This is a genomic window from Simplicispira sp. (assembly GCF_028687295.1).
Taxonomy (GTDB): domain Bacteria; phylum Pseudomonadota; class Gammaproteobacteria; order Burkholderiales; family Burkholderiaceae_C; genus Simplicispira; species Simplicispira metamorpha.
The window spans coordinates 1-11870 of sequence record NZ_JAQUAL010000097.1 but is presented as its reverse complement, the minus strand read 5'-3'; the positions used below and the strand labels follow the sequence as shown (position 1 = coordinate 11870).

Genomic DNA, 11870 nt, shown 5'->3' with positions numbered 1-11870 from the left:
CACCACATGCAGCATCAGCGGCGAGCGCTTGCGCAGCAGGGCGGCGGTAGCCCGGGCCCAGTCGCTGTCAGCGGCCTCCAGCGCGGCGACGATGGCAGGCACGCTGTCCAGCGCAAAATATTGGTCAATTTCGGCTCTAGCGCTTGCCAGATGGGCGCTAGCAGCTATCAATTGAGAAGCAACAAACGCCTTGATGGCCGCGCTATCGGCAAATGATTGCGCACCCAGCGCCTCCCAGACACGGGCTTGCTGGTCAACGGCCAAAAAGCCATCGGCCAGATTCAAGGCGATGGCATCTCCAGCACCGATGGTCTCGCCGGTCAGGGCCAGCCACTCGCCCGTGCGGCCCGGGCAGCGGCTCAAAAAGTAGCCCCCGCCCACGTCGGGAAACAGACCAATCGCCGTCTCGGGCATGGCCATCTTGGTGCGCTCGGTGACGATGCGCAGCGCCGCCCCCTGGCTGATGCCCATGCCGCCGCCCATGACGATGCCGTCCATGAAGGCGATGTACGGCTTGGGGTAGCTGTGGATCAGGTGGTTGAGGGCATATTCCTCGGTAAAGAAGTCCTCAATCTCGGGGTTGCCCACGCTACCGGCCTGGTGCAGAAAGCGGATGTCGCCGCCCGCGCAGAAGGCGCCAAACGGGCCTTCCTTGTTGCTGCCACGAATGGCCACCGCCAACACCTTGTCGTCATCTTTCCAGGCCAGCAACACGGCCATCAGATCACGCACCATGCCCAGCGAGAGCGCATTGAGCGCGCGGGGCCGGTTCAACGTAATCAAGCCCACCTGGCCGCGCACTTCACTCAATACCTCAGACACTGTCTCCGTCATTGCTTTTCCCTTCTGGTTGATTGACAACAAAAAGCGCACATTGTCCGATATGGCGCAGCACCGATTGCGCCATCGGGGTTGGAATAGGTGACGGTATGCCGCCCTGGCACCGCACCGCCCAAAAAAAAGCCACCGCAGCAGCGGTGGCTTGTTCCGTATGCACCGGCACCAGGTGCCGGGCAGAGGCCACAAATCAACGGCCAGCGCGCTTGCGGTCGCTTTCTTTCAGGTGGCGCTTGCGCAGGCGAATCGACTTGGGCGTGATTTCGACCAGCTCGTCGTCCTCGATGAATTCCACGCCGTATTCCAGCGTCAGATCGATCGGAGGCGTGATCTTGATCGCATCTTCCTTGCCCGAAACGCGGAAGTTGGTCAGCTGCTTGGTGCGCGTGGCGTTGACCACCAGGTCGTTGTCACGGCTGTGGATGCCGACGATCATGCCTTCGTACACCGGATCGTTGGCCTTGACGAACATGCGGCCCCGGTCGTCGAGCTTGCCCAGCGCGTAGGTGAAGATTTCGCCTTCGTCCATGGAGATCAGCACACCGTTCTTGCGGCCACCGATGTCGCCCTTGTGCGGCTCGTAGCAATCAAAAATGTTGGCAATCAGGCCCGAACCGCGCGTCAGGTTCAAAAACTCGTTGGTGAAACCGATCAGGCCACGGGCCGGGATGCGGTATTCCAGGCGCACACGGCCACGGCCATCGGGCTCCATGTTCACCAGCTCGCCCTTGCGCTCACCCAGCGCCTGCATCACGCCGCCCTGGTGGGATTCTTCGATGTCGGCAGTGACCAGCTCGATAGGCTCGTGCTTGACGCCGTCAATGTCCTTGAACAGCACGCGTGGCTTGGAGACGGCCATTTCGTAGCCTTCGCGGCGCATGTTTTCCAGCAAGATGGTCAAGTGCAACTCGCCCCGGCCCATCACTTCAAAAATGCCTTCTTCGTCGGTTTCATTGACGCGCAGGGCCACGTTGTGTTGCAGCTCTTTTTGCAGGCGATCCCAGATCTGGCGGCTGGTGACGTACTTGCCTTCGCGACCCGCCAGCGGGCTGGTATTGACGCAAAAGTTCATGGTCAGCGTCGGCTCATCGACCTTGAGCATGGGCAGCGGCGCCGGGTTGAGCGGATCGGTCACGGTCACGCCGATGCCGATGTCGGCAATGCCGTTGATCAGCACGATCTCGCCGGGGCCGGCCTCCAGGGCTTGCACACGGTCCAGGCCCTGGAAGGTCAGCACCTGGTTGATACGGCCCTTGACGGATTTACCATCCGGCCCCTCCATCACCACCACGTCCATGTTGGGCTTGATGGTGCCCTGGCTGATGCGGCCCACACCGATACGACCGACAAAGGTGGAAAAGTCCAGCGCGGAGATTTGCAGTTGCAGCGGCGCGGCAGGGTCGCCCTTTTGCGCAGGTACATGCTTCAAGATGGTGTTGAACAGGGCAGACATGTCTGGGCCCCACTGCTCACCGGGCGCACCTTCTTCCAGCGACGACCAGCCGTTGATGCCCGAGGCATACACCACGGGGAAATCGAGCTGCTCATCGGTAGCGCCGAGCTTGTCGAACAGGTCAAACGCGGCATTCACCACCTTGTCGGGGTTGGCGCCGGGCTTGTCCACCTTGTTGACCACGACGATGGGCTTCAAGCCCAGGGCCAGGGCTTTCTTGGTCACAAAGCGCGTCTGGGGCATGGGGCCCTCTTGCGCGTCGATCAGCAGCACCACGCCATCCACCATGGACAGCGCGCGCTCGACTTCACCGCCAAAGTCCGCGTGGCCGGGGGTATCGACGATGTTGATGTGCGTGCCTTCCCAGCTGACGGCGCAGTTTTTGGCCAGGATGGTGATGCCGCGCTCTTTTTCGATGGCGTTGTTGTCCATCACGGTATCGACCACTTTTTCGTGCTCGGCGAAGGTGCCGGACTGGCGCAGCAGCTGGTCCACCATGGTGGTTTTGCCGTGGTCCACGTGGGCGATGATGGCGATATTGCGAATTTGTGTGCTCATGGTGTTTCCAAAATGCCGGCGGCGGATGCGCCCGGCTGACTTTGCAGGATTTGTTGAATTTCAAGGGGACTGAGCAGCCGGTCGGGAATCAGCTCGCCAGCGGCCACATGGGCCACGCCCAGCAGCGCACGCGGCGATTGTCCAAACACGGCCACAGCCTTGGCGTCGGGCCAGGCGCCCCGGCGGCGCACGCCCGACAGAAAGCGCGCTGCATCTTCGGTGCCCAATGTGACGTGCAGATGATCGGCCAGCAGCGCCTCGGGCGGTTGCAGGCAGGCCAGGCGCTGGGCTTCGTCCATGGCTTCGAGATCGGCCAGGGTGACGCAGCGGTCAATCCCCAGGCCACCGGTATCAATGCGGCGCAAAAAGGTCAGGTGGGCGCCACACCCGAGTGCCGCTCCGATGTCTTCGCCGAGCGTGCGGATATACGTGCCTTTGCTGCATGTAACTATGATTTTGATAGCTGGCTGCGCTTGCCCTGTAAGGGCTGGAGCCACATTTAACTGATAAATCTGAATATCCCGCGCAGCACGTTCGACTTCCACTCCCGCACGGGCATATTCGTACAGCGCCTTGCCGTCTTTTTTCAAAGCGCTGTACATCGGCGGCACCTGGCGGATGGCGCCGGTAAATTGCTGCTGCACCTGCGCCAGGCGCTCGGGCGTGAGCATATCGGCGGTAACGGCGCATTCACGCAGCACTTGGCCTTCGGCATCGCCGGTGGTCGTGGTCACGCCCAAGCGGGCGATGGCTTCGTAGGTTTTGGGGGCATCGAGCTGCAACTGGCTGAACTTGGTGGCCGCACCAAAGCACAGGGGCAACACGCCCGTGGCCAATGGATCGAGCGTGCCGGTATGGCCCGCTTTTTCAGCGCGCAGCAGCCACTTGACCTTTTGCAAGGCATCGTTGCTGGAGAAACCCAGCGGCTTGTCAAGCAGCAACACCCCATGCACAGGGCGCCGCTGCACCCTCGTGCGTGGCGCGTTCATGCCTCAATCCTCTTTGGCGCGGGAAGAAACCGCCTTGGCAATCAAGGCGTTCATGTCAGCAGCCCGCTCGGTGGTGCGGTCATAGACAAAGTGCAGCGTGGGCACGGTGTGGATGTGCAGGCGCTTGAACAGGCCGTTGCGCAGAAAGCCTGCGGCCTGGTTCAAGGCAATCTGCGTCTGCTGCGGGTCCCCCGTCAGCAGGCTGAAGAACACCTTGGCATGGGCGTAGTCGGGTGTGACCTCCACGCCTTGCAGCGTCACCATGCCCACGCGCGGGTCTTTCAACTCGCGCGCGATCAGCTCCGACAGATCGCGCTGGATCTGGTCGGACACCTTGAAGGCGCGGTTGGGGGTCGTGGACTTTTTGGCAGCCATGGCTTACAGCGTCCGCGCGATTTCCTTGATCTCGAAGAACTCCAGCTGATCACCTTCTTTGATGTCGTTGTAGTTCTTGAGCTTGATACCGCACTCGAAGCCTTCCTTGACCTCGCGCACATCGTCCTTGAGGCGCTTGAGCGAGTCGATGTCGCCCGTGTACACCACCACGTTGTCGCGCAGCAGGCGGAACTTGGCGTTGCGGTGCACCATCCCGGAGGTGATGTAGGAGCCCGCCACCGTACCGATCTTGGAGGCCACGAACACCGTGCGGATTTCGGCGGTGCCGAGAATCTCTTCGCGCTGCTCGGGGGCCAGCATGCCGGACATGGCCACTTTCAGCTCATCCACAGCGTCGTAAATGATGCTGTAGTAGTGCAGATCCACGCCATTGCTCTCGGCCAGCTTGCGCGCACCGGCGTCAGCCCGCACGTTGAAGCCGATGACGATGGCCTTGGAAGCAATGGCCAAGTTGATGTCGGACTCGCTGATGCCGCCCACACCCGTGTACACCAGTTGCACCTTGACCTCGTCGGTCGAGAGCTTGAGCAGCGACTGCGACAGCGCTTCTTGCGAACCCTGCACGTCGGCCTTGACGATGATGGGCAGCATTTTCACTTCGCCCGCCGTCATGTCGGCAAACATGTTTTCCAGCTTGGCCGCTTGTTGCTTGGCCAGCTTGGTGTTGCGGAACTTGCCAGCGCGGTAGGTTGCGATTTCGCGCGCACGGCGCTCGTCGGACAGCACCATGAACTCATCGCCCGCCTGGGGCACTTCGGTCAGGCCCTGGATTTCGACGGGAATGGAAGGGCCTGCGGTCTTGGCCGTCTTGCCGTTTTCGTCCAGCATGGCACGCACGCGGCCAAAGGTCTGGCCAGCCAGCACCACATCGCCCACCTTGAGCGTGCCCGATTGCACCAGCACCGTAGCGACCGGGCCACGGCCCTTGTCGAGCTTGGCTTCGATGACCAGGCCCTTGGCCATGGATTCGACCGGGGCCTTGAGTTCAAGCACTTCTGCCTGCAGCAGCACCTGTTCCAGCAACTCGTCGATACCCATGCCGGTCTTGGAAGACACGGGCACGAAAGGCGACTCGCCACCGTACTCCTCAGGCACCACCTCTTCCACCACCAGCTCTTGCTTGACGCGGTCGGGGTTGGCATCGGGCTTGTCGGACTTGGTGATGGCCACCACGATAGGAACACCGGCCGCCTTGGCGTGCTTGATGGCTTCCTTGGTCTGGGGCATGACGCCATCGTCGGCTGCCACCACCAGAATCACGATGTCGGTGGCCTGGGCACCACGGGCACGCATGGCCGTGAAAGCCTCGTGACCCGGGGTATCAAGGAACGACACCATGCCGCGCGGGGTTTCGACGTGGTAAGCGCCAATATGCTGGGTAATGCCACCGGCTTCGCCCGTCGCCACCTTGGTGCGGCGGATGTAGTCTAGCAGCGAGGTTTTGCCGTGGTCCACGTGGCCCATCACGGTCACCACCGGAGCGCGCGGCATCAGTGGAGCATCTTGCTGCGCTGCGTCGTCTTGCGTGAACGCTTCTGGATCGTCCAGCGCCGCCACCACAGCCTTGTGGCCCATCTCTTCCACGATGATCATCGCGGTGTCTTGGTCCAACGGCTGGTTGATGGTGACCATCTGGCCCATCTTCATCAGCGCCTTGATGACTTCAGACGCCTTGATCGACATCTTGTGCGCCAGTTCGGCCACGGTAATGGTTTCGGGCACATGCACTTCAATGATGCGTGCCTCAACGGGTGCGGCGTGGCCATGGTGATCGCCACCACGGTCATTGCGGTCGTTACCACGGCGGCCACTGCCGCCCTTGGGACCACCGCGCCAGCCACCACGGCCTGCACCACCGGTGCTGTCGCCCCGGGTCTTGATTTCTTTTTTCTTGGCAGCATCGCCAGCCCAGCTGGACGAGAGCTTGGCGGATTTGACTTCCTTACCTGCACCAGCGGCTGGTGCTGCTGGCGCGCTGCCGGGACGCGCAGAAGCGCCAGGAGCAACAGCGGGTTTGTGCAAGGTGCCCTTCTTGGCATCGGCGGCGGGCTTGGGCGCTGGTTTGGGCTCTTCGGGCTTCTTGGCCACCAGCACTTTGGCAGGCGCAGACATCATGGAGCGAATGGCAGCGGCCTCGGCCTCGGCCTTGCGACGGCGCTCGCCGAGGTCGTTGGCACGGGCCGCTTCCTCTTGCGCACGGGCACGGGATTCAGCCTCGGCTTTGGCACGCGCTTCGGCCTGGGCAGCGGCACGCGCAGCGGCCTCGGCCGCTTGCTCGCGGGAGGCTTCCTGCTTCACAGCAGAGGCTTGGGCCTTCTTTTCTGCTTCCTGGGCAGCGTAGGCAGCGGCACGCTCAGCAGCTTCACGCTCACGCTGCTCGCGGATTTCGCGCTCGCGGCGCTTTTCTGCCAACTCGGTTTCCTGGCGGCGGATCAGCTCTGCCTGGCGGCGTGCTTCTTCCTCGCGACGCACCAGTTCAGGGTTTTCTGCCTGTGCAGGGGTTGCCTGTGGTGCCGCCGCTTCAGGGGCCGCATCCTCAGCGGGGGCTTCCGCGCCCTCCTCGCGCTTGATGAAAGTGCGTTTCTTGCGCACTTCCACCTGGATGGTGCGTGCCTTGCCCGAGGCATCGGCTTGTTTGATCTCGCTGGTCGAACGGGTGACCAGCGTGATCTTCTTGCGGTCTGCTGCGGCCACGCCGTGGCTGGCCTGCAAGTGGGCAAGCAGTTTTTGCTTGTCAGATTCGGTCAGCGCATCGGAGGGCGCTGCCTTGGAAACACCGGCCGACTTGAGTTGCTCAAGCAGGGTTTCGGGGGATTTTTTGAGTTCGCTAGCAAACTCGGCGACAGTGGTACTGGACATATGTGGTTCGTGCCTCCCTGACCTTTACTCTTGCCCCGCGAACCAATGTTCGCGTGCCTTCAAAATCAAGGCTTTGGCTTCTTCTTCGGACTGGCCGGTCAGATCGGTCAGTTCATCGATGGCCAAATCGGCCAGGTCGTCGCGTGTATGGATGCCACCCTCAGCCAGCTTGGCAATCAGCTCGGGGGTCAAACCTTCCAGGTCACGCAACTCTTGCGACACGCTTTCCACGCTTTCTTCGCGTGCGATCTCCATGGTCAGCAGGGCATCCTTGGCCCGCGCCCGCAGTTCGTTCACGGTGTCTTCGTCAAAACTCTCGATGTCGAGCATCTCTTGCAGCGGCACGTAGGCCACTTCTTCCAGACTCTCAAAGCCTTCGGCAATGAGGATATCGGCCATTTCCTGGTCCACATCGAGTTTTTCCATGAACAGGCGACGGGCCGTATCGGTCTCGTTGGCCTGTTTTTGCGCCGATTCGGCAGCATCCATGATGTTGATTTTCCAACCTGTCAGGTCAGAGGCCAGGCGCACGTTCTGGCCGCCACGGCCAATGGCGATGGCGAGGTTTTCCTCGTCAACCACCACGTCCATGGCGTGCTTTTCTTCATCGACGACGATGGACTGCACGTTGGCCGGCGCCAGGGCACCAATCACAAACTGTGCCGGGTCTTCAGACCACAGCACGATGTCCACGCGCTCGCCAGCGAGCTCGTTGGTGACAGCATTGACACGCGTACCGCGCACGCCCACGCAGGTACCGATAGGATCGACACGGCGGTCGTGCGAGAGCACTGCAATCTTGGCACGGCTGCCAGGGTCGCGAGCGCAGCTCTTGATTTCGAGCAGGCCTTGTTCAATTTCAGGCACTTCATGGCGGAACAGTTCCACCATGAACTCCGGCGCCGAGCGCGACAGCACAATGGGCGCACCGCGCAGCGTCAGATCCACTTCCATGATCATGGCGCGCACACGGTCACCACTGCGCAGGTTTTCTTTGGGGATCATTTCGCTGCGGCGCAGGCGGCCTTCCACGCGGCCAGACTCGACGATCAAATCGCCCTTGTCCATGCGCTTGACGGTGCCGGTGAAGATTTTTTCGCCACGGGACATGAAGTCGTTGAGCAGCATCTCGCGCTCAGCGTCGCGGATTTTTTGCAAGATAACCTGCTTGGCTGCCATGGCACCGATGCGGCCAATCGGCACCGACTCAATGGCTTCTTCGATGTATTCGCCCACGGCAATGCCGGGCACGCGCTCTTGGGCATCCATGAGCAGCTCTTCAGCTTCGGGGTTTTGCAGCCCGGCATCGTCAGGCACCACCAGCCAGCGGCGAAAGGTTTCGTAGTGGCCGCTGTCGCGGTCCACCGCCACGCGAATATCCACATCGCCTTCATACAGCTTTTTGGTGGCCTGGGCCAGCGCCAATTCCACGGCACCGAGCACCACATCGCGCTCGACGTTTTTTTCGCGCGAAATGGCCTCAACCAACATCAATAATTCGCGATTCATGCGACGACTCTCCTGTTTCCTTCACCTGCATCCAACAGCCCGGCAACCCCGGCCCGCGCCACCCATACCACCACTAGTCCATCAGCCTTGCGTGGGATTGCCCCCTGCACTGCGCCCTTTGAAATCCACCAAAGGCGCCAGGCGCGCATCGCGCAGCTCGTCCAGTGTGAATCCCAGGGCCTGCAAGGGCGCGGGCACGCGTTTTTTGCTGATCCGCTGCCCTGGCTTGGGCGCGGGCTCATCGCTCCAGACGATTTGCCAGCCACCGGCATCCGTACGCTCCAGCGTGCCACGAAACTTTTTGCGATTGGCGCTGACCTGACCTGCGGCGGCAGCGCCCATAGGATTTTTGAGGGTAATGTCAATCACCTCTCCGGCAAAGCGCAGAAAGTCCTGCTCGTTGCGCAGCGGACGGTCGATACCGGGGGAGGAAACCTCCAGACGCTTGTATTCAACGCCATCGACTTCCAGTGCAAATTGCAGCTGGCGCGTGACTTTTTCGCAATCTTCCACCGTCACGAACTGGTCGGGCAAAGCGGGCACGCCGGGCACCGGCGCCTCCCAGGGCCAATCAATGGTGATGCGCAGCAGGCCACCCGCAGAGCGTTCAATCTCCACCAGGTCGTAGCCCAGACCCGCCACCGTTTGTTCGACTATTTGCTGCAATGCCACGTGCTTTGATTCAATCCCGGAAAAACAAAAAACCCGATAACCCCCAGAGGCTTCGAGCTCCAAAAGCAAACGACCAAAAAAACGGGCGGTTGGTACCCGCCCGTTTGGTCGTGAGGCGCGTATTGTAGCCTGCAAACCGCCGATTGGCAAAGAATTGCCCCGCAACACCCAGCACGCCACCCGAACGCGCCTTCTCCCCGTCAGTTAAGCATCAAATCGGCCTCTAACGCCCGTGCTCTGGGCGCAAGTAGCTATTTTTTTGATAGCGGTTTGAACAATTCAGCCAAATCGCTTTCGGTGAACATGGGCTCGCGCCGCGCTGCCGCACCGCTGTAGAGGCTGTCGGCCAGCTGCGCCTTGCGCTCTTGCAGGGCCAGAATGCGCTCTTCGATGGTGCCCTGCGCCACCAGCTTGACCACCCAGACGTTCTGCAACTGGCCGATGCGGTGGGCGCGGTCGGTGGCCTGGTTTTCCACCGCAGGGTTCCACCAGGGGTCGTAGTGGATCACCGTATCGGCCTGGGGCAGGTTCAGTCCCACGCCGCCCGCCTTGAGGCTGATGAGAAACAAAGGCACCTCGCCGCTGGTGAAACGCTCGATGATGGCGTCGCGCTTTTGGCTCTGGCCGGTGAGCTTGACCCAGGGCAGCTGGCATTTTTTCAGCTCGTCCTCAATCAGGTTGAGCATGCTGGTGAACTGCGAGAACAGCAAAATGCGCCGCCCTTCGGCCAGCATCTCGGGCAGCATGTCCATCAACTGCTCCAGCTTGGCCGAGTTTTTGACTTTTTTCGCTGCCTCCAGCGGCACCAGGCGTGGGTCGCAGCACACCTGGCGCAGCTTGAGCAAGGCATCCAGGATGGTGATTTGCGACTTGGCCAGCCCCTTGGATTGCAGTGCGTCGCGCACGGTTTTTTCCATTCCCAAACGGATGGTTTCGTACAAATCAGCCTGCTTGCCTTCCAGCTCCACAGGCATCAGCGTCTCGATTTTGGCGGGCAGCTCGTGCGCCACCAGGTCTTTGGTGCGCCGCAGCATGAAGGGTGTGACGCGCGCGCGCAGCTGGGCCAGGCGCGTAGTGTCGCCCAGCTTTTCGATGGGCGCGCGAAACAACTCTCCAAACCGCTTCTGGCTGGCCAGAAAACCCGGCATCAAAAAGTGGAACAGGCTCCAGATTTCGCCGAGGTGGTTTTCCATGGGAGTGCCCGAGAGGCACAGCCGGTGGTGTGACTGCAAATCACCCACCACTTGCGCGGCGTGGGTGCTGGCGTTTTTGATGTTCTGCGCCTCATCCAACACCACCAGGTGCCATTCGTGCGCCAGCCAATGTTCGCGGTCGCGCTGCAACAGCGAGTACGGGGCGACAACCACATCGTGATCGGCCACGGCATCGGCCAGGGCATGGCGCTCTTTGCCATGCCAGACCAGGCAGCGCAGTTGCGGACAGAACCGCGCTGCCTCGCGCTGCCAGTTCCCCATCAAGCTGACCGGGGCCACGATGAGCGCGGGGCACGCAAGGCGGCCCGCGTCTTTTTCGACCTGGATATGCACCAGCGTTTGCAGTGTTTTGCCCAGCCCCATGTCGTCGGCCAGGATGCCGCTGAGGCCATGGGCGCGCAAAAACTGCAGCCAGTTGAGGCCGTGACGCTGGTAGGGGCGCAAATCGGCCTGCACGCTGGCGGGCACGGCCACGTCGGGCAGGTGGGCGGCACCTTGCAGCTGCTGCACCAGGGTGCGCAGGGCCTGAGCGCCATCCCAGACCACGCCCTCGCCCAGGGCGGCGCTGGTACGCAGCGCCTCCAGGCGCGACAGGCGCAGGCTCTGGCCCGACAAATCGTGTTGACGGTCACCCACCAGATCGAGCAGCGCGGCCAGCCAGGGCTTGAGCGGCTCGGTGGGCACGCGCACAAAGCCCTCGCCCCATGGCGATGGCAAATAGACAAACGGCGGCCATTGGGGTTGGGCAGTGGCACTGTCAAGGGGCAGATCGGCCACAGCAGCCAGCAGATCGGGCAGCCAGGGCAGGATGTTGTGGCGCTGGCCATTGATCTCCATGCCCAGCGACAAATCAAACCAGGGCGAGGTGTCGGTGTCTGCCTGCAAGTCCCCATCGCCCTGGCCGTGCGGCTGCAGTTGCACCTGCAAATCGTCGGCATGGCTGAGCCAGCCTTGCAGGGCATCGTCCAAAAAGACCTCAAAACCGGCGTTGCGCAGGGCAGCAAAATCGCTGTCGGCCCACTGCAGCCAGGTGTGTTGGGTGGTGGCACCGGGCAGACCAAAGTCACCGCCATCGCCACGCGGGTGCAGGCCCAACGCCAGCAGGCGCTCAATGGCCTGGCGTTCGGCTTCGGGGGTGCGGCGCAGTAGCAGGCGGCCCTCGGCGCTGTCGATCAGCACGGCATCGGGCTGCCCGGCCCACCAGCCGCAGTGGCCTTGGTAATCAAAGCGCAGTTGTGCGTTCAGCAGCCCTTGCTGCGCCACCTGCGCTGCTGGTGTGGGCGCCAGGTGCAGCAGTGCACGCGGGGCACCGCCATCGACTTTCTGGATACCATGCACGCTCGGAGGGGCGGGCAGCGGGCCCAGACCCTGCAACAGCTCTAC

General features: G+C 62.0%; 8 protein-coding genes. All 8 read right to left on the bottom strand.

Annotated elements, in window-relative coordinates; all coding sequences use genetic code 11:
• The coding region (locus PHX69_RS11215; RefSeq protein ID WP_288043771.1) for a 3-hydroxyisobutyryl-CoA hydrolase at positions 1-834 on the bottom strand (834 nt) is incomplete at its 3' end.
• Between the two features lie 193 nt (positions 835-1027).
• Positions 1028-2848, bottom strand: coding sequence for a translational GTPase TypA (gene typA / locus PHX69_RS11210; RefSeq protein ID WP_288043770.1), 1821 nt, complete (start codon positions 2846-2848; stop codon positions 1028-1030).
• Positions 2845-3837, bottom strand: a complete 993-nt coding sequence (truB, locus tag PHX69_RS11205) for a tRNA pseudouridine(55) synthase TruB (RefSeq protein WP_288043769.1) — start codon at positions 3835-3837, stop codon at positions 2845-2847. The genes typA and truB overlap by 4 nt, the downstream gene beginning before the upstream one ends.
• A 3-nt stretch (positions 3838-3840) precedes the next feature.
• Positions 3841-4212 (bottom strand): 30S ribosome-binding factor RbfA, encoded by a 372-nt coding sequence (gene rbfA, locus PHX69_RS11200; RefSeq protein ID WP_288043768.1) that lies wholly within the window; start codon positions 4210-4212, stop codon positions 3841-3843.
• A 3-nt stretch (positions 4213-4215) separates the two neighbouring features.
• On the bottom strand, positions 4216-7092 hold the full coding sequence (gene infB, locus PHX69_RS11195) for a translation initiation factor IF-2 (protein WP_288043767.1): 2877 nt from the start codon (positions 7090-7092) through the stop codon (positions 4216-4218).
• Between the two features lie 24 nt (positions 7093-7116).
• Complete coding sequence (nusA, locus tag PHX69_RS11190) at positions 7117-8601, bottom strand: transcription termination factor NusA (protein WP_288043766.1); 1485 nt, start codon at positions 8599-8601, stop codon at positions 7117-7119.
• A gap of 81 nt (positions 8602-8682) precedes the next feature.
• Positions 8683-9273 (bottom strand): ribosome maturation factor RimP, encoded by a 591-nt coding sequence (rimP, locus tag PHX69_RS11185; protein WP_119014237.1) that lies wholly within the window; start codon positions 9271-9273, stop codon positions 8683-8685.
• Positions 9274-9524: 251 nt separating this feature from the next.
• Positions 9525-11870: DEAD/DEAH box helicase (locus tag PHX69_RS11180; protein ID WP_288043765.1), on the bottom strand; the 2346-nt coding region annotated here is incomplete at its 5' end.